Origin of the sequence: Oerskovia turbata (genome assembly GCF_000718325.1) — a bacterium.
GTDB lineage: Bacteria > Actinomycetota > Actinomycetes > Actinomycetales > Cellulomonadaceae > Oerskovia > Oerskovia turbata.
The window spans coordinates 306,015-330,147 of the sequence record NZ_JOFV01000002.1 but is presented as its reverse complement, the minus strand read 5'-3'; the positions used below and the strand labels follow the sequence as shown (position 1 = coordinate 330,147).

The following is a 24,133-nucleotide window of genomic DNA, read 5'->3' as shown; positions in this document are numbered from 1 at the left end:
CGCGCTCCGGGTCCGGCCCCGGGTTCCGCCCAGGGTGAATCCCCGCGCGAGCGGCAGCAATGTGTCCGTTTCGCCGCGCGCCGCGCGTCGGTCGGTGGTGTGCTGAACGGATGTCGCAGACGAACCCGGCCCCGACCCTCCAGGACCTGGTCGATCGCGCCGTGATCCTGTCCGCCGAGCATCAGGCGCACTTCGCCGACCTGGGTGGGGAGTCGGCGTGGGACGCGGACCTGGAGGCGGGCACGGTCACGTTCCACAGCGAGATCCCGCTCGTGTGCGGGGCGCACTTCCTGGGGACGGCGGCTCCTGAGACGCAGAGCTGGTTGTGGGGCTGGCACAACGTGAACCACTTCTCGGAGGGTGTCGTCGCGGCGGCCGAGCACGTGCACCAGCGTGGGGTGACGGGCGGCATCTTCGAGCTGAGCACGCCGGAGATCCTCCTGACGGACGCCGTCCCGTACCGGCTCGCGCTCGCGGCCAAGGCGGTGACGGGGCACTTCACGCACTTCGCGGGTCCGACGGGTGGTGGCACGTGCGCGTGGTTCCTCGTGACGCACCCGCGGTTCGAGCTGCCGCCCGCGACGGTCGCGCGGGTCGTGCGCGTGGTCCCGGAGGGGATCGGCAGCACGGTCGTGGCGGATCACCGCCGTGCCGTGCGGGCTTATGCGGTCCTGCGCGGGCTCGACCTCCGCTGGCAGGACGAGCAGACGGCGCTCCTGGGGGTGAGCGACGGCGAGGTGACGGTGTCGTTCGACGAGCGGGGGCGTCTGAGGGACGTGTCGGGGTCGCTCGCGGGTGCTCCCGAGCCGGTCCCTGCGCCGCCGCCCGCACCTGCGCGGCCTGAGCGTCGCGGCTGGTTCGGCCGCAAGAAGTAGCGGGCGACCCGGGCGCGGGAGGTGGGCGGCGCCGTCGGGCAGGAGAAGGCCCGACGGCGCCGCTGACCTATGCGGCCACGGCCAGCTTGCGCGAGGTCACGACCGCGTCGGCGAGCCCGTACTCCACGGCCTGGTGCGCGGTGAAGATGCGGTCGCGGTCGGTGTCGGCGCGCAGCCGCTCGACGGTCTGGCCCGTGTGCCGGGCCAGGACGAGCTCGGTCTCCTCCCGCAGGCGCAGGATCTCCTGGGCCTGGAGCGTCAGGTCGGAGATGGTGCCCTCGGCGCCGCCCGAGGGCTGGTGCAGCAGGACGCGCGAGTGCTCGAGCACGAACCGCTTGCCGGGCGTCCCCGCGGCGAGCAGCACCGCGGCGGCCGACGCGGCCTGGCCCATGCAGATCGTCGAGACGTCGCAGCGGATGAACTGGAGCGTGTCGTAGACGGCCATGAGCGCGGTGATCGAGCCGCCGGGGGAGTTGATGTAGAGGCCGATCTCCTGGTCGGGGGCGTCCGACTCGAGGTGCAGGAGCTGGGCCATGACGACGTTCGCGACGCCGTCGTCGATCTCGGTGCCGAGGAAGACGATGCGCTCCGACAGGAGGCGGCTGAAGACGTCGAACGCGCGCTCGCCGAGCGGGGTGCGCTCGACGACCGTGGGGATCGTGTAGCCGGACATCAGAGGCCGACCTTCCGGGAGCGGGCGGTGGGGCGGACGTCGTCGACCGAGGTGACGACGTGGTCGACCATGCCGTAGGCGAGGGCCTGGGATGCTGTGAACCAGCGGTCGCGGTCGCTGTCCGCGGTCACGGTCTCGGTGGTCTGGCCCGTGTGCTCGGCCGTGAGCCGGTGCAGGAGTCCCTTGGTGTACTCGAGGTTCTCGGCCTGGATCGCGATGTCGACCGCGGTGCCACCGATCCCGGCCGAGGGCTGGTGCATCATGATGCGCGCGTGGGGGAGCGAGTACCGTTTGTCGGCGGTTCCGGTGCAGAGCAGGAACTGCCCCATGCTCGCGGCGAAGCCCATCGCGAGCGTGCTGACGTCGTTGGGGACGAGCCGGATCGTGTCGTAGATGGCGAGGCCCGCGCTCACCGAGCCGCCGGGGGAGTTGATGTAGAGCGCGATGTCGGTGCGTGGGTCCTCGGCCGAGAGCAGGAGGAGCTGCGCGCACACGCGGTTCGCGACGGCGTCGTCGACGGCCGTGCCGAGGACGACGATGCGCTGGTGCAGGAGGCGGGACGCGAGCTGGTCGTCGAACGGGGTGGTGGGCGGCGGGGCCGCCTCGGACCGCGGGAGCGGTGTCTGGTTCGTCATGCCTCGACCCTGCTCCCGGTGAGGGGCCGGGGCGCCGGTATCTGCCCGGGGCGGATCTGCCGAGGGCAGACGGCTGCTTCGCCGTGGTCGGGCGCGGTGACGGACCGCGAGCGCGGGTCAGGCGATCGGGCGGCCCGAGTGCAGGCGGGCGGCGAGGCGGGCGCGGTCCTCGGCGGCGGCGTCGAGCCCGGCACGCCGGGCGGTCCGCAGCGCGTGCGAGGCGGCTCGCTGCTCACCCCACGTCGCGAGCCGGGTGCCTGCGGCGACGAGGAACCGGTCGCTCGGGCGCAGGGCGCGCAGGGACGGTCCGTGGAGGTCTGGCCGGGTCGGGGCGTAGGTGCTCATGAGGGGTTCTCCTTGCCGTTGATCAGGGGGAACGCGTTGAAGTGGACCTGGACGGGGCGGGCCCCGGGGGTGTCCTGCTGGCCGGCGAACCGGTCGAGGACGGTCTCGCTGAAGCGCTGCCACTCGGCCTGCACCTCTGCGAGCTGTTCCTGGGTGAGCCACATGTTGATCGTGGCGAGCGTCGCGCCGGACTCGAGCCAGGCCCGGTCGAGGGAGCGGGCGCCGTCGAGGAAGTCCATGATCTTGCGCTGACGCATGGCTTCGAACTCGCGGTTGACGGTGACCGTCGCGGTGAGGGTGCCGTCTCCGGCCTCGGCCTCGCCGTCGGGCAGCTCGATCATGAATCCGCCGGGTGCCCTCTCCCACCACCGCTCGCGCGCGGTGCCGCGGCCTGGGACGTCCTGGACGAACCCGTGGCGCTCGAGCTGGCGCAGGTGGTAGCTCGTGGCGCCGCTCGTCTCGCCGAGCAGCTCGGCGAGACCGCTCGCGGTGAGGGCGCTGTGGTGACCCAGCAGGTCGAGGATCTGGATCCGCAGGGGGTGTGAGAGCGCCTTGAGGGCGGCGGGGCCGACGGTCCGCTGGGTGCGGGTGCCGGGTGCCTGCTCGGGGTCGTGGTTCGTGGGCATGGCACCACCGTAGTGATGCAGAGATCCCTTTGCAAGGGTTTCTTTGCAACGAGTTCTTTGGAAACCTGTTTGGCTTGGGTGGTGTCTGAGCGGGCGGCGCGCGGCGTCGTCGTGCGGGGGTCCGGGCCCGACGGCGTCGCGCGCCCCTGCCTACCTCTCGCCCTGGTCCGGGCTCGGCCCGCCCGCGGCGCCCTCGACCTCGTCGCCGCTCTCGCGCACGACCCGCAGCAGCCCCGCGAGCCCGAGCCGGAGTCCTTCGAGCTCGTCGAGCGTGAGGCGTTCGAGCGTCTCGGGTCCGGCAGGTGCGTCGCTCGCGACGATGCTGCGCACGGCCTCGGCCCCGCGCTCGGTCGCGGCGACGAGCCGGACGCGGCCGTCCTCGGGGTCGGGGCGCCGGGAGGCCATGCCTGCGGCCTCGAGCCGGTCGACGATTCCCGAGATCGTGGCGGGGCTGACGCCCAGGACGTCGCCCAGGTGGGCCGTGCTGCGCTCGCCGTCGATGAGGAGGATCCCCAGGGCGCGCATCTGCTGAGCGGTCAGGCGGGTGCGCATGAGCGGTTCGAGGCGCCGTGCGAGCACGAGCTCCTGGAGGGCGTGCTGCGCGTCGATCAGCTCGCGCTGGAGCCGGGCGCGATCGCCAGGGGGGTCCGATGTCACGGCGAGACTCTATCGGAGGGGTTCTCGGCGCCTCCCGAGGCGCCTGGGTGGACCGGATCGTTCCGCGAGACGCGGGAACTCTCCGGTTTTGCTTAGCGTTAGGCTAACGACTCTGCGACGACGACGTCGTGACCATCCACCGTGCCCTGGAGGCCCCGTGTTCCGTCTCGCCCGAACATCGTTGGCGAACCGCGCCGTCGTCGCGCTCGCCACGATCGCGATCGCCGTGTTCGGCGTCGTCAGCATGGGATCGCTCAAGCAGGAGCTCATCCCGAGCCTGCAGATCCCCACCGCCGCCGTCGTCGCCGCGTACCCCGGATCCGCTCCCGCGATCGTCGAGCAGCAGGTCACCGCCCCGCTCGAGACCGCCGTGCGCGGGGTCGACGGCGTCGAGGACGTCACGTCGAGCTCGTCGACCGGCATGTCGGTGACGACCGTGCAGTTCACGTACGGCACCGACATGGACCTCGCGGCGCAGCAGCTCCAGACCGCGGTCACTCGCGTGAGCAGCCAGCTGCCCGCCGACGTCGACCCGACCGTCGTGACCGGCTCGGTCGACGACCTCCCCGTCGTCCAGCTCGCGGTCTCGGGCGGAGCTGACGAAGCCGCGCTCGCGGAGACGGTCGACAACGTCGTCGTGCCCGCCCTCGAAGAGGTCGCCGACGTGCGCAGCGTCGCGGTCAGCGGCATCGCCGACCAGCAGGTCACGATCGACCTCGACGTCGCGGCCCTCGCCGCGGCAGGGCTCAGCCCGGCCCAGGTCACCACGATCCTCCAGGACAACGGCGTCGTGATCCCCGCGGGCACGGTCGCCGCGGGCGACCGCACGCTGTCCGTCCAGGTCGGCACGGCCGTCACGAGCACCGACGACCTGATCAACCTCCCGCTCGTCGCCGCACCCCCCGCAGCCGCACCCGGTACGGCACCCGTGACCCTCGGCGACGTCGCGACGGTGACCGTGGCCCCGCAGCCCGCGACCTCCTTCTCGCGACTCGACGGCGAGCCCGCGCTCGCGGTCGCGATCACCAAGACCCCGGCGGGCAACACCGTCGAGGTCTCGCACGCCGTCCAGAGCGCGATCGAGGACATGGACGGCGCGCTCGAGGCCAAGGACGTGCGCGTCGAGGTCGTGTTCGACCAGGCGCCGTTCATCGAGGAGTCCATCGAGGGCCTCGCGACCGAGGGCATGCTCGGCCTGGTCTTCGCGGTCGTCGTGATCCTGCTGTTCCTCACGTCGCTGCGCTCGACCCTCGTCTCGGCCGTCTCGATCCCGCTCTCCCTGTTCGTGACGTTCATCGTCATGAACGCGACCGGCTACACCCTGAACATCCTCACGCTCGGGGCCATGACGGTCGCGATCGGGCGCGTGGTCGACGACTCGATCGTCGTCATCGAGAACATCAAGCGTCACCTGTCCTACGGCGAGCAGAAGACCGCCGCGATCCTCAAGGCGGTCAAGGAGGTCGGCGGCGCCATCACGGCCTCGACGGTCTGCACCGTCGCGGTCTTCCTGCCCATCGCGCTGGTCGGCGGCATGGTCGGCGAGCTGTTCCGCCCGTTCGCCATGACCGTCGCGATCGCCATGGCGGCGTCGCTGTTCGTCGCCCTGACGATCGTGCCCGTGCTGGCCTACTGGTTCATCAAGGCCCCCGTCGTCCCGGCGGACCCCGAGCAGGCCCGCATCGTCGCCGAGCAGGCGCGCGAGGCGGCCGAGGCCAAGGAGCGCCGCGGGCTGTGGCAGCGCGGCTACCTGCCGACGCTGCGCGCCGCGCTGCGCCACCCCGTGATCACCCTGACCGTCGCGTTCGCGGTCCTCGCGGGCACGGTCGCGCTCGTGCCGCGCCTCGAGACCAACTTCCTGGGCGACTCGGGCCAGGACACCCTGACGGTCACCGAGACCTTCGCACCCGGTACGTCGCTCACGACGCAGGACACCGCGGCGCGCGAGGTCGAGGACGTGCTCCTGGGCCTCGACGTGGTCGACACGGTCCAGACGACCGTGGGCTCGGCGGGCGGCCCCGAGGCCGCGTTCTTCGGCGGCGGCGGTTCGCCCCAGGCCACGTTCTCGCTCACGCTCGATGCGGACGCCGACGGCGTCGAGGCGCAGCAGCAGGTCCGGGACGCGGTCGCGGACCTCGGCGGCGAGAACTCCGAGGGCATCACGGTCGCCGGCGCCGACGCCGCGTTCGGCAGCTCGACCGTCGACCTCGTGGTGCGCGCCCCCGACACCGAGACGCTCGCCGCCGCGGCCGACCAGGTCCAGCAGGTCGCCGAGGACACCGAGGGAGCCTCTGAGGTCACCAACAACCTCGCGAGCGCCCAGTCCACGATCCAGGTGACGGTCGACCGGGACGCGGCAGCCGCCGTCGGGCTCACCGAGACCCAGGTCGCGGGGACCGTCGCGGGCCTCATGTCGCCCTCGCCGGTGGGCACCGTGAACCTCGGTGACGGACCCGTGCAGGTGCGCGTCGCCGTCGGGCAGGCGCCCGCGACGGTCGACGAGCTCCAGGCGCTCGTCGTGCCCACGGCCGCGGGCGTCGTCCCGCTCACGCAGATCGCGAGCGTCGAGGAGGTCGAGGTGCCCACCTCGATCACGCGCGTCAACGGCGAGCGCAGCGCGACCATCGCGGTCACGCCCGCCGGTCAGGACCTCGGCACGCTCACGACCGTGCTCACGGCCGCGATCGACGACCTCGAGCTGCCGGGCGGCGCGACCGTCGAGCTCGGCGGCGTCGCGACCCAGCAGGCCGACGCGTTCGCCGACCTGGGCCTCGCGCTCCTGGTCGCGATCGCGATCGTCTACCTCGTCATGGTCGCGACGTTCCGCAGCCTGCTCCAGCCGTTCATCCTGCTCGTGTCGATCCCGTTCGCCGCGACGGGAGCGCTGCTCCTGCTGCTCGCGACCGGTACGCCGCTCGGGGTGCCGGCACTGATCGGGATGCTCATGCTGGTGGGGATCGTGGTCTCGAACGCGATCGTCCTGATCGACCTCATCAACCAGTACCGCGAGCAGGGACGCGGGCTGGACGAGGCCGTCATGGAGGGATCGCGCAAGCGACTGCGACCCATCGTCATGACGGCCGCGGCGACGATCTTCGCGCTCACGCCCATGGCGATCGGGATCACGGGCGGCGGCTCGTTCATCTCGCAGCCGCTCGCGCTCGTCGTGATCGGCGGCCTCCTGTCCTCGACGCTGCTCACGCTCGTCGTGGTGCCCGTGCTCTACACGCTCGCCGAGCGTGCAGGGGAGAAGCGCGCGGCACGTCGCGAGGCGAAGCACGAGGCGAAGGCCGCCGAGCTCGTGGGCCGGCACGCCGCGGACAGGTCGGCGGAGCCTGCCGCGCGCGGCTGACCCGACCCGTACCGGGACGCGAGAGGCCCGCCCGTTCGACGAACGGGCGGGCCTCCTCCGTCCGGGGAAGGCGCGCAGGCCCGACGTCCGACGACGTCGCTCACCCGGGGACGACGCCTCAGCCGTCGTCGCCGAGGAGCCGCGGCGCGAGCGTCTCGTCGAGCCAGTCGAACACGCGCTGCTCGGTCAGGGCGCGCCCGAGGGGCTGGCAGTGGAGGTTCGCGCCCTCGGCGGCGGTGAACCGCACCAGGGTCGACACGTCGGGCGTGAGCCGTGCGAGCTCCTCGGACTGGCCCGGCCAGAACTGCTCGCCCTCGGGCGACGTGACGAGCAGCGGAGTGGTGATCTGCGCGACGACGTCCCGCGCGTCGTATCTCTGGACCTCGCGGAGAGTCGCCGCGTAGCCCTCGACGCCGTAGGGGCGGGCGCGGAAGCGCCACGTCGCCGCGGTGGCCTTCGACAGGCGCAGGCCCAGGTCCATGTCGCGGTCGAACGCGTGGTCCTTGCCCTCCTGCAGCAGCGTGAGCAGGCTCTTGGGCATGGAACGGGTCCACGAGGCCGAGACGTCGACGACGCCCGGGTCGACGACCGCCGCGGCCGGTCGGTGCTCGAACGCGAGCGCGCGGGACACCCAGTACCCGGCCTGGCTCGACCCGTAGACCACGACCTGTCCCTCGTCGACGTCCGGGCGTCCCACGAGCGTGTCGAGCACAGGAGTCAGCACGGCCTCGAAGTCGGGCCGGAAGGGCACGCCGTGCTCGAACAGCATCGACTGCTGCCCGGGGCCGTCGAACACGAACGCGTGGTACCCCCGGCGCAGCGCGCCCGCGACGCACGCGGTCCACATCGACGTCAGCGAGCCGTCCGACCCGTTGACCGCGACGATCGTCGACCGCGGACGGACCTGTCCCGGGTCCGCGGCGATCGCCGCGGTCGACGCAGCGTCGGACGCGCTGAAGAAGTACCCCGGCAGGGTCGTCCCCTCGTACGGGACCGCGACACGCTCGACGACGAGCCCGCTCGCGTCGACCCACCGGTCCCACGCGGTGCGGTGCTTGCGGAACGCGGGCACGAGCAGGCTCTCGTCCTCGAGCGCGGCGACCGCGTTGACCGCGGCCGCGTAGTACGTGGACGCCCGCAGGTACGCCGCGGCGGCGCTCGTCCCGTGCCCGGCCGCCGCGGCGTCGGCGGCGGCCTGGGCCACGCGGTCCCCGAGCGCGTGCCACGCGTCGAACCAGCCCTGATGGTCCTTGTCGTGCACGTGCTCGACGGCCGCGAGGACCTCGCCCACGTCCGCCGCGCGGCTGTACGCGCTCCCCAGGACGGTGCGGATCTCGTAGTCGCGCCCGTGGTCGCCGGCGAAGCCGGCGGAGAACGGGTCGTGGTGGACGGACATGGTGGCTGCCTCCCGCGTCGTGGACGACGGAGCCGAGACGCTCCCCTCCACGACCATGCCCGCGCACGCCGCCCCGCACCACTCGAGGCCCGACGACGCCGCTCAGCTCGGGCGCGCCACGCCCGTCTCGTAGGCCAGCACCACGGCCTGGACCCGGTCCCGGAGCCCGAGCTTGCCGAGCACACGCCCGACGTGCGTCTTGACCGTGGCCTCCGAGACCACGAACCGTGCCGCGATCTCGGCGTTGGACAGCCCCTCGCCGAGCGCCGCGAAGACCTCGAGCTCGCGGGCCGTGAGCTCGCGCAGCCGGGGGTCGTCGACCCCGTGGCCGGGCGCCGCCCCCTGCGACCGCGGGTCCTCCGGCAGGTAGCCCGCGAACATCTCGAGCATGCGGCGCGTGACGCGCGGCGAGACGGCCGCGTCGCCGCTCGCGACGTTGCGGATCGCCCCGACCAGGTCGGCCGGGCGGGCGTCCTTGAGCAGGAACCCGCTCGCACCCACGCGCAACGCCGCGAACGCGTACTCGTCGAGGTCGAACGTCGTGAGGATGATGACCCGGCTCGCAGGCAGCGCGGACACGATCCGCTCGGTCGCGTCGATTCCGTTGACGCCCGGCATGCGCACGTCCATGAGGATCACGTCGGGACGCAGAGCCGTGGCCTGCGCGAACGCGGTCTCACCGTCGCTCGCCTCGCCCACGACCTCGATGTCGTCCTCGGCCGCGAGGATCATGCGGAAACCCATGCGCAGCAGCGACTGGTCGTCGACGAGCAGCACCCGGACCGGGCGGGCGGCGCTGTGGGGCACGGTCTCGTGACCGGCCGCGTCGCCCGGCGTCGCCTCCGGGAAGGGGGCGGTCACAGCGCGACCCCGGCCACGCCGTCGGGCCTGGGCTGCGTGGCGCCGTCGAGGCGCAGCCTCGCGACGACCTCCCACCCCGAGCTCGTGGGCCCGGCCGTGACCGTGCCCCCGTAGACGGCCGCACGTTCACGCATCCCGATGATCCCTCTCCCTGTGCCGATGGGCTGGTCGCCCGTGATGCCCGGAGGCAGCGGGCGGGCGTCCGCCCCGTCGCGGGCCGTGCCGCCCGGGGCACGTCCCGCCTTGTTCGTGACCGTGATCTCGAGCCAGTCTCCACCGTCGGGCGTGCCCGCGTCACGCCGCGCAATCTCGACCACGACCACGGGGGTCAGCGGCGCGTACCGCAGGACGTTCGTCAAGGACTCCTGCACGATCCGGTGCGCCGCCTGGCGCAACCCCGGGTCCGGGTCGGGCTGGACGCCCACGCGCACCAGGCGCACCGGCAGGCCCGCGTGCCGGAACCGCTCGGCGATGTCCTCCATGCTCGGCACGTCCGCGGTCGGGGTCAGCGGGGCGACCGTGCCGTCGGGATCGCGCAGGACCCCCAGGACGCGACGCATGTCGGCCAGGGCCGCGCGCCCCGTCTCGGTGAGCTCGTCGAGGGCCTGGCCCGCGAGCTCGGGGTCCTTCGCACCGAGCGCCTTGGCGCCGTCCGCGAGCGCGACCATGACGGTCAGGGAGTGCGCGACGACGTCGTGCATCTCGCGCGAGATCCGTGCACGCTCGGCCGCGGCCGCGAGCTGCGCCTGCTGGTCGCGGTCGCGCGCGATCGCGTTCGCGCGGCCCACGAGGTCGGCGACGTGCAGGCGACGACCGCGCACGCTCGACCCGATCGCTATGCCCAGCAGGGCGAATGTGATCGTGATCGCGATCGTGGCGACACGTTGCCCCGTGAGCTCGCCGCTCCCGACGTCCGCACGCACCATCGCGCCCGTGTCGCTCACCGTGAAGTCGTACCAGAGCATCTCCGCGGTGCACACCGTCAGGACCAGCACACCCAGCGCGCTCCACGCCACGGCCGGACGGTACGTCGTCGCGACGGCGTAGACCGCGAACGCGGTGGCCAGCTCGAAGCCCGCGGAGTCACCCGTCAGCGCGAGCGTCAGGATCGCGAGGGCCCCGATCGCCGCGGCGGTCCACAGCGGGTAGCGGCGCCGCCACAGCAGTACCGCGCCACCCGCCAGGGTCGCGACCGCGACGCCGTAGCGCGGCTCCGGGGACAGCAGCGCCACCAGCAGGCCAGGGACCGCGAACCAGGCCGCGACGAACCAGTCCATGACGACCGGGTGGCGCACGAAGTACCGGCGCACCGGCCCGAGCCTGCGCGCGTCGAGCTCGGTGAACACCGCGGCGCTGCCGGGCCGGGGCTTCCGGGGAGCCGTGGCCGCAGAGCCACCGGCGTCACCCGGGGCGTCGCCCCCCTCAGGACGCACAGCGCCCGACGCCGGACCACGGGTCTCGTGGTCCGGCGCCGGGCTGTGCGCGGTGCGTGAGATGGTCAGGCGTCCCGACGCTTGAGGACGACGGCCGCTGCGACGAGGGACACCACGGCCCAGATCACCATCGCGACGGTCGCCCCGACCGGGGTGAGGACGTCGACGCCACCGGTGTCGGCCTCGGTGACCGCCATCATGGCCGTGCCGAGGTTCATCGGCAGGAACTTCGCGACGTCCTGCACCCAGTCCTGGCTCAGGAAGCTCGCGACGAGCGGGAGCACGAACAGCAGTGCCACGAGCGTGAAGATGCTCCCGGCCGAGTGCCGCATGATCGTGCCGACGCCGACCGCGATCAACGCGACGAGGGCGAGATACCCGGCGCACGCGAGGATCACGCGCTGGACCGTCTGGTCGCCGAGGTCCGGGACCAGGTCGTTGCCCGAGAGCATCGGCGCCGTCGCCAGGTAGGACAGGGCGATCCCGATCAGCCCCACCACGAACGTCACCACACCGATGATGGCCGCCTTGGCGGCCAGCGCGGGCAGCCGGGTCGGCACGGCGCTCAGGGTCGAGCGGATCATGCCCGTCGAGTACTCACCGGTGATGATGAGCGCCCCCAGGACCGCGACCGCGAGCTGGGCGAACACGTAGCCCAGCACCAGCGCCTGCACGGTCGAGACGTTGCCCATCTCGGCAGCCATCTCGGGCTCGCTCGCCGCGAAGTTCAGCGAGGCCGCCATGGTCAGGCTGAACAGCACCATGACGACGACGGTCGCCCCGATGGTCCACCACGTCGAACGCAGCGAGCGGAACTTGATCCACTCCGACTTCAGGACCCCGCCGAAGGTGAGACGGGAGGACGACGCGCGCTGCGCCGTCGGGCGTGCTGGAGAGACGGTGGCGGCGGTCATCGCTTGGCTCCTTCGGAGATCGGGGCGTCGGCCGGAGAGTCGACGCCGTGGCCCACGTGCTGCTTCGCGGACTCGGTCTGGTACTCGACCGAGTCCGCCGTGAGGAGCATGTACGCCTCCTCCAGGGTCGAGGTCACGGGCGTGAGCTCGTGCAGGACGATGCCCGAGGCGGCGGCGAGCTCGCCGATCCCGGCGGCCTCGGCCCCCGTGATCTGGAGCAGGCTCGGCTCGTCGGACGTGACCGTCGCACCGTCACGCGTCAGCAGCTCGGCGAGCTGCGTGGCCTGCGGTGTCCGGACACGGACCGTGTGCTGAGCGCCGCCGTCGACGATGTCCTTGACCGGGGCGTCGGCGATGATGCGGCCCTTGCCGATCACGATGATGTGGTCCGCGGTCAGCGCGACCTCGCTCATGAGGTGGCTCGACAGGAAGACCGTGCGGCCCTCCGAGGCGAGGTAGCGCGCCAGGTTGCGGACCCACAGGACGCCCTCGGGGTCCAGGCCGTTGACCGGCTCGTCGAGGATCAGCGTCTTGGGGTCGCCCAGCAGCGCGGACGCGATGCCCAGTCGCTGGCCCATGCCCAGCGAGAAGCCGCCGACGCGCTTCTTCGCGACCGACTGCAGGCCGGTCATCTCGATGACCTCCTGCACGCGGGTCTTCGGGATGCCGTGCGTGGCCGCCATCGCGAGGAGGTGGTTGTAGGCGCTGCGGCCCGTGTGCACGGCCTTCGCGTCGAGAAGTGCCCCGACCTCGGTCAGGGGCGAACGGTGCGCGGCGTACGGCTGGCCGTTGACCGTCACGGAACCGCCCGTGGGACGGTCCAGGCCCATGATCATGCGCATCGTGGTCGACTTGCCGGCGCCGTTCGGGCCCAGGAAGCCCGTCACCTGGCCAGGGTGGACGGTGAAGGAGATCCCGTCGACAGCGGTCTTGGGCCCGTACCGCTTGGTCAGGCCTCGTGCTTCGATCATGCTCGCCCCTCGGGTGGGTTGCGGATGGTGGCTGGGTACCTCCCCAGCCTAGAGAGGTGAGCCGGCCGAACGATGCCCCCTCATGGCCGATCTTCTCGGCGCGGGTCCGTACGCCGCAAGGATGACGCCCGTCGGCCGGTCGAGCGATCTTGGTCCGCGGCAGGGGGAAAAGTCGGATGAAACCCCCGGGAACACCGGCGCGAACCCGCTCGTTGCATAAGATGGAAACACGGCCAGCGACACCCGCCTCGACAGAGGGCACTGGACGCCGCGACCAGGAGGAAGCATGAGCAACCCCGTCTTCAACAACAGCGCCATCTTCGGCGAGCCGAAGCGCGCGCGCACCGGCCAGGGGGCTGCGGGCACCGTCCAGCAGAACCCCGCGTACGGCACCCCGCCCCAGCAGGCGCAGTACGGCAGCTACGGCGCGCAGACCGCCGACGCCGCGACGCTCGACGCCATGTACGACGCGCCGACCGCGACCACCGCGGACACCAAGCGCCTCACGTACGACGACGTCATCATCAAGACCGGTGGGCTCCTCGCCCTGCTCGTCGTCGTCGGCGCGGGCAGCTGGCAGCTCGTCGACACCATGCCGTTCCTGTGGATCGGCGGCGCGATCGTCGGCCTCGTCCTGGGTCTGGTCAACGCGTTCAAGCGGAACCCGAGCCCCGCGCTCATCGTGGCCTACACGATCGCGCAGGGTGCGTTCCTCGGCGGCATCAGCGCGTACTACGACGCGCGGTTCGACGGCGTGGTCCTCCAGGCCGTGCTCGCGACCGTCGTGACGTTCTCTGCCGCACTGTTCCTCTTCAAGTCCGGCAAGGTGCGGGTCACGCCCAAGTTCACGCGCTGGCTCCTCATCGCGATGGTCGGCTACCTCGCCTTCTCGCTCATCAACATGGTCCTCATCATGACGGGCGTGCTGGACGGCTGGGGTGCGCGGGGTGGCACGATCGGCATCATCGTCGGCCTCGTCGCCGTCGGCCTCGCAGCCGCCTCGCTCATCGTCGACTTCGACTCGATCAAGCGCGGCGTCGAGGGCGGCGTGCCCGCCAAGTTCGCCTGGTCGGCCGCGTTCGGGCTCATGGTCACGCTCATCTGGCTGTACCTCGAGTTCCTGCGCCTGTTCGCGATCCTGCAGAGCAGCGACTGACCTTGGCCGACGCCCGGAAGAAGTCCCCGGCACCCGCATCGGAACCCGTTCCGACGCGGGTGCCGGTCTTTGCCGCCGGCCTCGCGCTGGCCGCCTTCACGCTGCTCGTCCTCCAGGTCCCCTACGGTCTCCTGGTCGGCCGTGGCGTCTCCAACGCCGTCGCGTGGGTCACGGTCTCCGCCGTCGTCATCCTGCTCGTGACCCTCACGGCCGGGGCGGTGCTCGCCTGGCTCGGGCACCGCATCTCGCGCGAGTGGGACGAGCGCAAGGCCACGACACTGTTCTTCGCGCTCGGATTCGTCGGCGTCGGGATCTGGAGCTTCATGGTGCTCGGCTCGCTGCTCAGCGCCACGACCGGGAACCCGGGCACCGCGACGAGCGGCGTCGCCCTGGCGTCGGTGCTGTACCTGGCCGTCGCGGGCGGGCTGAGCGCCGCCGTCGGGCGGTACTTCGCACGCGACGCCGCGGACCGCCCGCTGCTCGTCGTGATCGTCGGCGTGAGCGTCGCACTGTGCGCCGTGCTCGGCGGAATGGCCCTCGGCAGCGCATGATCGGTGCATGAAGTTCGCACACCACATCTCCGACCTCGTCGGCGGGACACCCCTGGTCCGGCTCGGATCGGTGACCGACGGCCTCTCCGCGACGATCCTCGCCAAGGTCGAGTACCTCAACCCGGGCGGGTCCGTGAAGGACCGCATCGCGCTCACGATGATCGAGGCGGCCGAGGCCTCCGGAGAGCTCGCGCCCGGCGGCACCATCGTCGAGCCGACCTCGGGGAACACCGGGGTCGGGCTCGCGCTCGTGGCCCAGCGCAAGGGGTACGACTGCGTGTTCGTCTGCCCCGACAAGGTGAGCCAGGACAAGCGCGACGTCCTGACCGCCTACGGGGCGCGCGTCGTCGTGACCCCGACGGCCGTGGCCCCCGACCACCCCGACTCCTACTACTCGGTCTCGGACCGGCTGGTCGCCGAGATCCCCGGGGCGTGGAAGCCCAACCAGTACGCCAACCCCCACGGTCCCGCGTCCCACTACGAGAGCACCGGCCCCGAGATCTGGGCCGACACCGACGGCCGCGTCACGCACCTCGTCGCAGGGGTCGGGACCGGCGGCACCATCACCGGGACCGGGCGGTACCTCAAGGACGCCTCGGCCTCGCGTCCGGCTGAGGCTGGTGGACGGGTGCACGTCGTCGGAGCCGACCCCGCCGGGTCCGTCTACTCGGGTGGCGACGGGCGTCCCTACCTGGTCGAGGGTGTGGGCGAGGACTTCTGGCCCGCCGCCTACGACCCGACCGTGCCCGACGAGATCATCGCGGTGAGCGACGCCGACTCGTTCGAGATGACCCGCCGCCTCGCCCGCGAGGAGGGCCTGCTCGTCGGCGGCTCGTGCGGCATGGCGGTCGTCGCCGCGCTGCGCCTGGCCCGCCGGCTCCAGGACGAGGACCCCGAGGCCGCGGCGCGCGCCGTGATCGTCGTGATCCTGCCCGACGGCGGGCGCGGCTACCTCTCCAAGATCTTCAACGACTCCTGGATGCGGTCCTACGGGTTCCTCGACGCCGAGGAGGGCGTGACCGCGGGCGACATGCTGCGCTCCAAGAGCGGGCAGCTGCCCAGCCTCGTCCACACCCACCCGGGCGAGACCGTGCGCGACGCGATCGAGATCCTGCGCGAGTACGGCGTCTCGCAGATGCCCGTCGTCGGGGCCGAACCGCCCGTCAAGATCGGCGAGGTCGCCGGGGCAGTGAGCGAGCGGGCGCTGCTCGACGCCGTCTTCTCCGGGCGGGCCTCGCTCGCCGACCGCGTGGACAAGCACATGGAGCCGCGCTTCCCGCTCATCGGCGCAGGGGAGGGGATCGCGGCGATCCGGGCCGCGCTGCACGACGCCGACGCGCTGCTCGTGATCGACGACGGCGACCCGGTCGGGGTGCTCACGCGCCACGACCTGCTGGGCTTCCTGGCGCACTGACGCCGGCTGGTCCGCCGACCCGCCGAGGGTGACGCACCCGCCCGCCGAGGGTGACGCACACGCGTGCCGAGGGTGACGCACCCGCCCGTCGAGGGTGACGCACACGCCCGCCGAGGGTGACGGCACCGTCCGCCGAGGGTGACATCGGACGTCGCCCTCGGCATGGATGGCGGTCACCCTCGGCGAACGGGCGTCGCCGGCCGATCCAGGTCACCCTCGGCACTCGAGGAGAGGGCCCACGCCACGAGCCAGCAGCCCACCGCCAGGAGCACCCCGTGCGCGATCCGCCCTGCCGGTGGCGTGAAGAACTGCGGCAGATAGAGCACCATGCCCGTGGCGAGCGGGATCCCGGGCCATCGTGGAACCAACCCGCCGCGCCACACCGCCACGGCGGCGAGCAGGCCGCTCGCGCCCACGGCGAGCAGGCCCAGACCGAACAGCGTCATCGCGACGGGCTGCATCCGGACCGCGTCGATCGTCGTCAGGAAGTCGAGGGACCCCGTCGTCACCGCGTTGCGCGCGATCGCGTGGACCCCGAAGACCTCCGCACCGAAGTACGGCAGGACGAGCCCGGCACCGAGCCAGCCCGTGACGACCGCGCCCGACGCCGGAGCCTGGCCCCGAGTCCCGGCGAGCCGTTCGTGCAGCCCGAGGAACGCGGCGGGAAGCAGCCAGAACCCGGCCGCGCCGCACAGGTGCGCCGCGATCCAGCGTCCCGAGGCGAACGCTGCCGCGAGCTCGGGGGTGGTGACGTCCTCGGGGACCCACGGGCGCAGGAGCGGGAAGACGAGGAAGACGACGCCCGCGACCGCGAGCAGGACGGCTCCGGTACGGGGACGGACGAGACCCAGGTCGGGGTGGGTCCGGTCGATCGACGGTGCGTTCACGGCGACTCTCCTTCGGTGGGTGCGGCCCGCTCTTGTCAGAACGAGCGAGGCCTGGGGGTCACGCTGGTTCTGACACGTTGGAGAGGTCCTCGATCCCGGCCACGAGCAGACGGACGAGGACCTCGAAGCTGTGGTCGACGTCGTCGGGCAGGCCGAAACCACCCTGGAGCTCGAGCGAGACGAACCCGTGGACCGCGGACCGGACGGCGCGGATCGCATCGACCGTGCTGACCTCCGGGAGGTCGAAGCCGCGCAGCACCGCGACGATCACCGCGATCGTCTCGGCGCCCGCGAGCGAGAGGGGGTCGTCGTCGGCGGCGCCGAGGTCGGGCGAGAGCTGGATCGCGGCGTACCGGCCCGGGTGCTCGCGCGCGAAGTCGCGGACGGCCCACGCGAGCGCGGACAGCGCGTCGGCCCCCGAGCGGCCGATCGTCGCGGCCGCGGTCGCGCGCGTCAGGTCGGTCACCGCGACGAGCGCGACCGCGCGTCGCAGGTCGGCGAGCGAGCCGACGTGCTTGTACAGGCTCGGGGTCGCGACCCCTGCCGCGGCCGCGACCTTCGCGAGGGTGAGGTCGGCGAACCCCTGCGCTCCGCCGTCGTCCACCACGCGCAGCGCGAGCGCCGTGACACCCTCGCGGCTCAGCCCGGCCCTAGCCACGGGCGGTCCAGCCCTGGGTCCCTGCGCGCAGGCCGGCGAGGAACATGAGGGTCGCGGGCACGACGACGTCGGGCGCCTGGTGCTGCGGGTAGTGCCCGACGTCGGGGAGGAGATGCCCCTGGGCGCCGACGGCCTCCTGGATCCAGGCGAGCTCGGCGGCCGGGTCCGTGAAGTCGGGGTCGAGCGAACCCATGAAGGCGATCGCGGGCGCGTGCACCTCGGGGAGGCGCGCCTCGACGGGCGCGTGCGTCAGGGTCAGCGCCAGGTCGCGGAAGCTCCGCAGTCGGCCCGGCTCGCGCATCGAGGCGCGGACCGCGGCGACGTGCTCGGCATGCCAGGGGGCCTTGCGGCCCTTGGTCAGCACCGAGTAGAAGCCCGCCCAGGCGGAGGCGCCCCACGGGCGGGCGAGCGCGACGCGGTAGAGCAGCCTGCTCGCGGCGGCCTTCGCGGGTCCCGTGGGCCGGTCGCGCAGGAAGGGGCCGAGGAGGACGAGGCCCGCGACGGCGTCGGGTGCCTCGGCGGCCGCCCACGCGACGGCCCCGGCTCCCATCGAGTTCCCGACGAGCACGGCCCGGCCGCCCAGGTGCTCGACGAGAGCCAGGAGGTCCTGGGCGGTCGCGACGTCGCCGTGCGCGCGGAAGGTCGTGTCGCTGTCCCCGTGACCGCGCAGGTCCATGACGGCCACGCGGTAGCCGGCCTCGACGAGCGGGGGAACGAGGTCGCGGTAGGTCGCGCGAAGGTCGCCCATGCCGGGGACGGCGACGACGAGAGGGCCGGTGCCGGTCACGGTGTACGCGAGCCGACCCTCGGGGCGCGGTAGGAGTCCGACGGTGGGGAGAGTGTTCATAGCTTATAGGCTAATGCCATTAGCCAATGGAGGGCAAGGAGTGGGGGAGCGTGAGTCCTCGTCACCCTCGGCGGGTGGGAGCGTCACCCTCGGCGGGTGGGAGCGTCACCCTCGGCGGGTGGGGCGGTCACCCTCGGCGGGCGGGCGGGTGCGGGCGCCGCGCGCTTAGGCTTGTCCTCGAACCCGCAACTCCATCCGAGAGGTAGCACCATGAGCACGCAGCTCCCCACCGCGTCCGGCTCGTTCGGCGACAAGCCGGTCCTGACGTTCCCCGAGGGTGGCGCTCCCGCCGGCCTCCAGGTCCAGGTCCTCGAGGAGGGCAGCGGCCCGGTCGTGACGGCCGGCCGCACGATCGTCGTGCACTACCTGGGTCAGGTCTGGGACGGCGGCATCTTCGACACGTCGTACGACCGCGGAGAGACCATCAGCTTCCCCATCGGGACCGGCGCGGTCATCGGCGGCTGGGACAAGGGCCTCGTGGGCCAGAACGTCGGCTCGCGCGTCCTGCTCTCGATCCCGCCGGAGCACGGCTACGGCATGCGCGGCGTCCCGCAGGCGGGCATCGGCGGCACGGACACGCTGGTCTTCGTGGTGGACGTCGTCGGGGTCCAGTGACCTCGACCCCTCGCGCCTGACGGGCCGGGGCCCCGGGGTCTCAGCGGGCGACGCTGCGCGTCACCGTGAACCTGGGGTCCCGGCCCTCCTGCGTCGTGGGCCCGACCGCGCGCTCGAGCGCGGGCCGGTAGCGCAGGTGCGAGTTGTACACGGTCCACAGCTCACCTCCCGGGCGCAGCACGCGGCCCGCGGCCGCGAACATGCGGTGCGCCGCATCGGTGCTCAGGGCCGCGCCCTGGTGGAAGGGCGGGTTGCACAGCACGACGTCGGCGCTGCGGTCCGCGAGCGAGGACCCGACGTCGTCGCGCACCACCCGGACCCGGTCACCGACGCTGGCCGCGACCGCGGTGGCGTGGGCCGAGCGGACGGCCGCCTCCGACTGGTCGGTCGCGACGACCGCGGCGCCCTGCCGCGCGCGGGCGAAGGACACGGCGAGGATGCCCGTGCCGCAGCCCAGGTCCACGGCGTCACGCGCCCCCGGCGAGACCCGGTCGAGGAACCCCAGCAGGAAGCGCGTCCCGAGGTCGAGGCTCGCACCCGCGAACGCCGCGCCGTGCGCGACCACGTCGAGGTCCAGGTCGGCCAGGTGCTCCGTGACCGGGTAGGTGAGGTCGGTACCAGGCCGGGGACCGCGAGCCACGAGCACGCGGGACTTCTGCCGTGCGAGGCTCGCCCGCACGTCCGTGAACGACTCCGCCAGGACGTCGTTCATGGCCGTCGTCATGTGCTTGATCCGGCCCCCCGCGAGCACGACCACGTCAGGGGCCGCGAAGCGCGCGACGTGCTCCGCGACGTCGCGCAGCGCCGCGAGCGAGCGCGGGAGCTGGAGCAGCACGACGCGCGCGCCGCGCAGCAGGTCCTCACCCAGGGGCAGGTGCGTGAACGTGGCGTCCACCCCCTGGAAGGCACGGCGTGCGGCCTCCCGGGCGTTCCGGTCGAGCGCGACCTCGCCCGTGACGGCGTCCTGGTGCACGCGGATGCCGGTCAGCCCGTGCGCCACCGCGGCGCCCAGCGTCAGCGCCCCGAACCGGTCGTCGATCACGACGACCTCGCCCGGTCCGGCCGCCGCGAGGGCGCTCGCGGCCTCGTCGAGGAGCAGGCGGTCGGTCGCGTCGACCGCGACGAGCGTCGGGTCGGGGTCGCGCGTGGTGCTGCCTGTGCGGGTGCCGGTGCGCTGTTCGGCGCCGGGGTGCACGTCGGGTGAGAAGCGCTCGAGCCCGGCGAGGAGGAGGTCCCGGGCGGCGCGCGAAGGGTCGGCCGAGGCGTCGGGGTGGGCGGCGTCGTCGGGCAGGGGGCCGTCGCTGGGGAGAAGGGGCACGGGACAAGTCTGCCCTGCTCGGACGACCCCGGGCGGGGGCGCCGAGGTCACCGCAGGTGGGTGGCCGCCGCCTCGCGCACGACGGCGGCCACCCGGTCGAGCGTGGGCGAGTGCAGGCGCCACTGCTGCCAGTACTGCGGCACGGTCAGGCTCGCGGCGTCGTCGAACCCGACGAGCCGTCCGGCGGCCTCGCCGTCATGGCTCTGGAGGTCGGGCAGCATGCCCCAGCCCATGCCGAGCTCGACGGCGCGCAGGAACTCGTGCGAGGCCGGGACGTGGTGACGGGGGCCGCCCGGTCGGCGGCCCAGGTAGCGGTCCTGGAGATCGTCCTTGCGGTCGAAGACGAGCACGGGTGCGACGGCGAGGGCAGCCGTCGTGGGACCGCCCGGGAACCACCGCTCGACGAACGCGGGGCTCGCCATGGGGCGGTAGCGCATGCGGCCGAGCGGCGTCGAGCGGCAGCCGGGCACGGCCGTCGGCACCGACGTGATCGCCGCGACGGCCGTCCCGTCGCGCAGCAGGTCGATCGAGTGGTCCTGGTCCTCGCGCAGGATCTCGAGCCGCGCCCACGACGACGCCTCGGCGAGCACGGGCAGCGCCCACGTGGTCAGGGCGTCGCCCGTGATGACGAGCGTGAGCTCGGGAGCGCTGCCCGAGGTCAGGTCGAGCTCGGCCAGGACCTCGGCGTGCTGGAGCGCGAGGTGGCGCGCGTGCCGGACGAGCACCTCGCCGGGGCCGGTGAGCGTCGCCGGCCGGCCGCGACGCACGAGCACCTGACCCACGGCCGTCTCGAGCGCTCGCATGCGCTGGCTGACCGCCGACGGGGTCACGCCCAGATGCTGCGCGGCGGCGTCGAACGTGCCCGTGGTCGCGATCGCTTCGAGCGCGCGAAGCTGGTCGGGCTGAAGGTCCACCATGAGCAGATCTTATGGTTCGACAGAATCATTCGCTGTACTGAACCACCGGTCGTGCCTACCGTGGAGGACGTGCTCCCCCTCGCCCCCCTCTTCGCCGGCCTCGGCACCGGACTGTCCCTCATCGTCGCGATCGGCTCGCAGAACGCGTTCGTGCTGCGCCAGGGCCTGCGCCGCGAGCACGTGCTGCCCGTGGTGCTGGTGTGCGCGCTCTCGGACCTCGTCCTCATCGCGGCCGGGGTCGCGGGCCTGGGGGTGCTGGTCTCGCGCGCCCCCGTGCTGCTCGCGGTCGTGCGCTGGGGCGGGGCCGCGTTCCTGCTGGTCCTGGCGGTGCAGGCGGCCCGGCGCGCGCTGTGCCCCGCAACCCTCGAAGCAGCCGAGGGGGGCTTGCGGACGTCGGTGGGCGCCGCCGTCGGGACGGCCCTCGCCCTGACCTGGCTCAACCCGCACGTCTACCTCGACACGGTCCTGCTGCTGGGCTCGGTCGCGGCCGGGTACGGCGACGACGGGCGCTGGGTGTTCGGCGTCGGGGCGGGGATCGCGAGCATCGTGTGGTTCGTGACGCTCGGCGTCGGGGCGCGCGTGCTCGCCCCCGTCTTCGCGCGACCCGTCGCGTGGCGCGTGCTCGACGGCGTCATCGCGCTCGTCATGGCCGCGCTCGCGGTCGTGCTCGTGGTCAGGTGACGTGAGGCAGGCACCACCTCTGGCACGCTGGGCCCGTGGACGAACAGACCGACGTGACCCCTGCCCGCGTGACCGTCACCTACTGCACGCAGTGCAACTGGATGCTCCGCGCCGCCTGGCTCGCGCAGGAGCTCCTGACGACGTTCGGCACGAGGCTGACCGAGGTCGCACTGGTGCCCGGCACGGGCGGGATCTTCCAGGTCCACGTGGGCGACGAGCTCGTGTGGGACCGCAAGGAGCGCAAGGGCTTCCCGGAGGTGCCCGTCCTCAAGCGGATCGTGCGTGACCGCGTCGCCCCCGGCCTCGCGCTCGGCCACACCGACCGTGTCGGTGGCGCCTCCTAGCATCGGCGCCATGCTCGCCGACGACGCCTACGCGTTCCTCACCCGCGCCCGTGCCCGGACCTACGCCGCAGGGGAGGGGAAGACGACCGCGATCCTCGCGGGGTCGGTGCAGTACGAGTTCGCCGAGGGGCCCTGGCTCTACCGCGACGTGTACTACATCGGCAACGGGATCTTCCCCGGCATCGAGGTGGTCCACCACGACGGCGTGCCCGTGTGGTCGGTGTCCTACTCGGGCGACTTCTCGTCGATGAGCGAGGGGCAGGCGGACCTCATGCTCCAGCCCGCGCTCGTCGAGCACGCGGCCACGACGCGCACCCACGAGTCCGTCGACGCCGACTACGGGGCGTTCCGGTACACGTGCCGGGGCGAGGGGACCCGGGACGCGTTCCTGGGCCGGGAGGAGATCACCGCGGACGGTGAGGTCGTCTACTGGCTCCAGTACGCGGGCGGCTTCATCGGGTGAAGCGCCCGGGGTGTCCGGGGCGCCGGGTGCCCTGGGGCGTCTGCGCCGTCGGGTGGCCCGACGGCACAGCGGTGCGTGGCGCCCGCCGGGCGCCACGCGGCGTCACTCGGCCGACGGCGCCTTCTGCTCGGCCTCGCGGTTGGCGCGGGCAACCTTCTTGGCCTTCTTGAGGTCGCGCGCCTTGATGCGCTCCTCCTCCGCCCGGACCTCGGCCTGGATCTCGCGCTCGCGCACGAGCCACGCCGGCGGGTCCTCGCGCAGCTCGTTGATCTGCTCGGTGGTCAGAGCTTCCTCGACGCCGCCGCGGGCCAGGCCGGCGATCGAGACGTTGAGGCGGCCGGCCACGACGGGGCGCGGGTGGGGGCCGTTGCGGCGCAGGTCGACGAGCCACTCGGGCGGGTTCGTCTCGAGCTCCTCGAGCCGGCCGCGCGTGATGGTCCCCTCCTGGAACTCCGGGGGAGTGGCGGGAAGGTACACCCCGAGCTTCTTCGCCGCGGTCGCGGGCTTCATGGTCTGGGAGGAGTGCGGGGTGCTCATGGTCCCAGGGTATCGGTCCCGGCCCGGTTTCCTTGTCCTGGGGCGGCTAGGGTTGTGGGGTGGAAGAGACTGCGCGCAGCGCCGAGCACGACGCCGACCGACCGGCCGAGGACGTCACCGACGCGCAGACCCCCGGGTTCCGCCTCGCGTACGTCCCGGGCGTGACGCCCTCGAAGTGGGTGCGGACATGGATCGACCGTGTCCCCGACGTGCGCCTGGAGGCGCTCGCCGTCCCGGCTTCCCAGGTGGAGGCCCTCCTGCACGACGGCGGAGCGGACGTCGCGATCCTGCGTCGCCCCGTGCGCAGCGAGGGGCTGAGCCACATCGCGATGTACACCGAGGTGCCGGTCGTCGTGGTCCCGCGCGACCACGTGTTCGCGGCCCTCGAGAGTGACGAAGCGCTCACCGCGGCGGACCTCGCGGACGAGGTCGTCCTGCACCCGCTCGACGACGTGCTCGGCTGGGCTCCCTCTGCTGCTGCGTCGGGTGCCGACGACGAGGCGCCCCCTGCCCTGCCCGGCAAGCCGGCCCGGGAACGCCCCGCGACGACGGCCGACGCGATCGAGCTCGTCGCGGCCGGGATCGGGCTGCTCGTCGTGCCGCAGTCCCTCGCGCGCCTGCACCACCGCAAGGACCTGACCTACCGGACCCTCGACGGGGGACCCGAGGCGCCCGTCGCGCTCGGCTGGGTGACCGAGGAGAAGTCGGACCTCGTCGAGGAGTTCATCGGGATCGTGCGCGGCCGCACGGCCAACAGCTCGCGCGGCGTCGCGGGCCCCACCCCACCCGCCCCCGAGGCGAGCAAGAAGGGGGACGGGCGCTCGCCGTCGGGCACCAAGAACGGCGGGAGGGCCGGGCAGACCACCAAGGGGGCCAGGACGGCGAGCGCCGCGCGCAGCGGTGCGAAGCAGGCACCCCAGGGCGGCAAGAAGTCCGGCAAGTCCGTCGCGAAGCGGCTCGGGAAGTCGCAGTCGATGAAGGGCCGCAAGAAGGGACGCTGACGCCCC

At 73.0% G+C, this 24,133-nt stretch carries 26 protein-coding genes; 10 read left to right on the top strand and 16 right to left on the bottom strand.

Annotated elements, in window-relative coordinates; all coding sequences use genetic code 11:
• Nucleotides 1–110: 110 nt before the first annotated feature.
• Entirely contained in the window at nt 111–875 is a 765-nt protein-coding gene (locus tag IE95_RS19400; RefSeq protein ID WP_051702629.1) for a DUF6882 domain-containing protein, read from the top strand.
• A gap of 67 nt (nt 876–942) precedes the next feature.
• On the opposite strand, the gene IE95_RS0102975 is transcribed toward IE95_RS19400, so the two are convergent.
• The 5 genes from IE95_RS0102975 to IE95_RS19395 form a co-directional block, all read right to left on the bottom strand.
• Nucleotides 943–1,548, bottom strand: a complete 606-nt coding sequence (locus tag IE95_RS0102975) for an ATP-dependent Clp protease proteolytic subunit (RefSeq protein WP_030150144.1) — start codon at nt 1,546–1,548, stop codon at nt 943–945.
• Nucleotides 1,548–2,183: a ClpP family protease gene (locus tag IE95_RS0102970; protein ID WP_030150143.1), complete on the bottom strand. Its 636-nt coding sequence runs from the start codon at nt 2,181–2,183 to the stop codon at nt 1,548–1,550. Before IE95_RS0102970 ends, IE95_RS0102975 begins: the two co-directional genes overlap by 1 nt.
• A 117-nt stretch (nt 2,184–2,300) precedes the next feature.
• Nucleotides 2,301–2,528: a hypothetical protein gene (locus IE95_RS0102965; RefSeq protein ID WP_030150142.1), complete on the bottom strand. Its 228-nt coding sequence runs from the start codon at nt 2,526–2,528 to the stop codon at nt 2,301–2,303.
• Nucleotides 2,525–3,154: an ArsR/SmtB family transcription factor gene (locus IE95_RS0102960; protein WP_051702628.1), complete on the bottom strand. Its 630-nt coding sequence runs from the start codon at nt 3,152–3,154 to the stop codon at nt 2,525–2,527. Before IE95_RS0102960 ends, IE95_RS0102965 begins: the two co-directional genes overlap by 4 nt.
• A 150-nt stretch (nt 3,155–3,304) precedes the next feature.
• The gene (locus IE95_RS19395) at nt 3,305–3,811 is read right to left on the bottom strand and encodes a MarR family winged helix-turn-helix transcriptional regulator (RefSeq protein ID WP_051702627.1); all 507 of its coding nucleotides are present in this window, start codon (nt 3,809–3,811) and stop codon (nt 3,305–3,307) included.
• Between the two features lie 157 nt (nt 3,812–3,968).
• Here IE95_RS19395 and IE95_RS0102950 point away from each other — a divergent pair, with 157 nt between their 5' ends.
• Nucleotides 3,969–7,163 carry an efflux RND transporter permease subunit gene (locus IE95_RS0102950; protein ID WP_030150139.1) on the top strand — a complete coding sequence of 1,065 codons (3,195 nt, stop codon included), beginning with the start codon at nt 3,969–3,971 and terminating at the stop codon, nt 7,161–7,163.
• A 118-nt stretch (nt 7,164–7,281) separates the two neighbouring features.
• Here IE95_RS0102950 and IE95_RS0102945 read toward each other — a convergent pair whose 3' ends face one another.
• From IE95_RS0102945 to IE95_RS0102920, 5 genes are all read right to left on the bottom strand, one after another.
• The gene (locus IE95_RS0102945) at nt 7,282–8,559 is read right to left on the bottom strand and encodes an alpha/beta hydrolase family protein (protein ID WP_030150138.1); all 1,278 of its coding nucleotides are present in this window, start codon (nt 8,557–8,559) and stop codon (nt 7,282–7,284) included.
• Nucleotides 8,560–8,661: 102 nt separating this feature from the next.
• A complete protein-coding gene (locus IE95_RS0102935; protein ID WP_030150137.1) occupies nt 8,662–9,366 on the bottom strand; it encodes a response regulator in 705 nt (234 codons plus the stop codon).
• A 50-nt stretch (nt 9,367–9,416) separates the two neighbouring features.
• Nucleotides 9,417–10,766 carry a sensor histidine kinase gene (locus IE95_RS19390; protein ID WP_051702626.1) on the bottom strand — a complete coding sequence of 450 codons (1,350 nt, stop codon included), beginning with the start codon at nt 10,764–10,766 and terminating at the stop codon, nt 9,417–9,419.
• Between the two features lie 152 nt (nt 10,767–10,918).
• Entirely contained in the window at nt 10,919–11,767 is an 849-nt protein-coding gene (locus IE95_RS0102925) for an ABC transporter permease (RefSeq protein WP_030150135.1), read from the bottom strand.
• Nucleotides 11,764–12,738, bottom strand: a complete 975-nt coding sequence (locus IE95_RS0102920) for an ABC transporter ATP-binding protein (RefSeq protein ID WP_036570581.1) — start codon at nt 12,736–12,738, stop codon at nt 11,764–11,766. The genes IE95_RS0102925 and IE95_RS0102920 overlap by 4 nt, the downstream gene beginning before the upstream one ends.
• Nucleotides 12,739–13,024: 286 nt before the next feature.
• Between IE95_RS0102920 and IE95_RS0102915 the strand changes: the two genes are divergently transcribed.
• From IE95_RS0102915 to IE95_RS0102905, 3 genes are read left to right on the top strand one after another with little or no spacing between them, the layout of a single operon-like run.
• Nucleotides 13,025–13,894 (top strand): Bax inhibitor-1/YccA family protein, encoded by an 870-nt coding sequence (locus IE95_RS0102915; protein ID WP_030150133.1) that lies wholly within the window; start codon nt 13,025–13,027, stop codon nt 13,892–13,894.
• A 59-nt stretch (nt 13,895–13,953) separates the two neighbouring features.
• The gene (locus tag IE95_RS0102910) at nt 13,954–14,445 is read left to right on the top strand and encodes a hypothetical protein (RefSeq protein ID WP_030150132.1); all 492 of its coding nucleotides are present in this window, start codon (nt 13,954–13,956) and stop codon (nt 14,443–14,445) included.
• Nucleotides 14,446–14,452: 7 nt separating this feature from the next.
• Nucleotides 14,453–15,859, top strand: a complete 1,407-nt coding sequence (locus IE95_RS0102905; protein ID WP_030150131.1) for a cystathionine beta-synthase — start codon at nt 14,453–14,455, stop codon at nt 15,857–15,859.
• A 173-nt stretch (nt 15,860–16,032) separates the two neighbouring features.
• Here the strand turns inward: IE95_RS0102905 and IE95_RS0102900 are convergent, their stop codons facing one another.
• Genes IE95_RS0102900 through IE95_RS0102890 form a run of 3 tightly spaced genes read right to left on the bottom strand, consistent with a single transcriptional unit; the run spans nt 16,033 to nt 18,251 of the window.
• Nucleotides 16,033–16,746: a hypothetical protein gene (locus tag IE95_RS0102900; protein WP_051702625.1), complete on the bottom strand. Its 714-nt coding sequence runs from the start codon at nt 16,744–16,746 to the stop codon at nt 16,033–16,035.
• A gap of 58 nt (nt 16,747–16,804) precedes the next feature.
• On the bottom strand, nt 16,805–17,404 hold the full coding sequence (locus tag IE95_RS0102895) for a TetR/AcrR family transcriptional regulator (RefSeq protein ID WP_030150129.1): 600 nt from the start codon (nt 17,402–17,404) through the stop codon (nt 16,805–16,807).
• The gene (locus IE95_RS0102890; RefSeq protein ID WP_030150128.1) at nt 17,397–18,251 is read right to left on the bottom strand and encodes an alpha/beta fold hydrolase; all 855 of its coding nucleotides are present in this window, start codon (nt 18,249–18,251) and stop codon (nt 17,397–17,399) included. The genes IE95_RS0102895 and IE95_RS0102890 overlap by 8 nt, the downstream gene beginning before the upstream one ends.
• A 210-nt stretch (nt 18,252–18,461) precedes the next feature.
• Here IE95_RS0102890 and IE95_RS0102885 point away from each other — a divergent pair, with 210 nt between their 5' ends.
• The gene (locus IE95_RS0102885; protein ID WP_030150127.1) at nt 18,462–18,866 is read left to right on the top strand and encodes an FKBP-type peptidyl-prolyl cis-trans isomerase; all 405 of its coding nucleotides are present in this window, start codon (nt 18,462–18,464) and stop codon (nt 18,864–18,866) included.
• Between the two features lie 40 nt (nt 18,867–18,906).
• Here the strand turns inward: IE95_RS0102885 and IE95_RS0102880 are convergent, their stop codons facing one another.
• Nucleotides 18,907–20,061, bottom strand: a complete 1,155-nt coding sequence (locus IE95_RS0102880) for a class I SAM-dependent methyltransferase (RefSeq protein ID WP_051702655.1) — start codon at nt 20,059–20,061, stop codon at nt 18,907–18,909.
• A gap of 170 nt (nt 20,062–20,231) precedes the next feature.
• Nucleotides 20,232–21,101, bottom strand: coding sequence for a LysR family transcriptional regulator ArgP (locus IE95_RS0102875; RefSeq protein WP_030150125.1), 870 nt, complete (start codon nt 21,099–21,101; stop codon nt 20,232–20,234).
• A gap of 69 nt (nt 21,102–21,170) precedes the next feature.
• On the opposite strand from IE95_RS0102875, the gene IE95_RS0102870 reads away from it, so the two are divergent.
• The 3 genes from IE95_RS0102870 to IE95_RS0102860 are packed head-to-tail and all read left to right on the top strand — an operon-like array spanning nt 21,171 to nt 22,589.
• The gene (locus tag IE95_RS0102870) at nt 21,171–21,782 is read left to right on the top strand and encodes a LysE/ArgO family amino acid transporter (protein ID WP_030150124.1); all 612 of its coding nucleotides are present in this window, start codon (nt 21,171–21,173) and stop codon (nt 21,780–21,782) included.
• A 35-nt stretch (nt 21,783–21,817) separates the two neighbouring features.
• The gene (locus IE95_RS0102865; protein ID WP_240666282.1) at nt 21,818–22,126 is read left to right on the top strand and encodes an Rdx family protein; all 309 of its coding nucleotides are present in this window, start codon (nt 21,818–21,820) and stop codon (nt 22,124–22,126) included.
• A 10-nt stretch (nt 22,127–22,136) separates the two neighbouring features.
• Nucleotides 22,137–22,589 carry a DUF5680 domain-containing protein gene (locus tag IE95_RS0102860; protein WP_030150122.1) on the top strand — a complete coding sequence of 151 codons (453 nt, stop codon included), beginning with the start codon at nt 22,137–22,139 and terminating at the stop codon, nt 22,587–22,589.
• A 102-nt stretch (nt 22,590–22,691) separates the two neighbouring features.
• On the opposite strand, the gene IE95_RS0102855 is transcribed toward IE95_RS0102860, so the two are convergent.
• Nucleotides 22,692–23,126: a DUF5997 family protein gene (locus IE95_RS0102855; RefSeq protein ID WP_030150121.1), complete on the bottom strand. Its 435-nt coding sequence runs from the start codon at nt 23,124–23,126 to the stop codon at nt 22,692–22,694.
• A 59-nt stretch (nt 23,127–23,185) separates the two neighbouring features.
• On the opposite strand from IE95_RS0102855, the gene IE95_RS0102850 reads away from it, so the two are divergent.
• On the top strand, nt 23,186–24,127 hold the full coding sequence (locus tag IE95_RS0102850) for a LysR family substrate-binding domain-containing protein (protein ID WP_051702624.1): 942 nt from the start codon (nt 23,186–23,188) through the stop codon (nt 24,125–24,127).
• Nucleotides 24,128–24,133 lie beyond the last annotated feature (6 nt).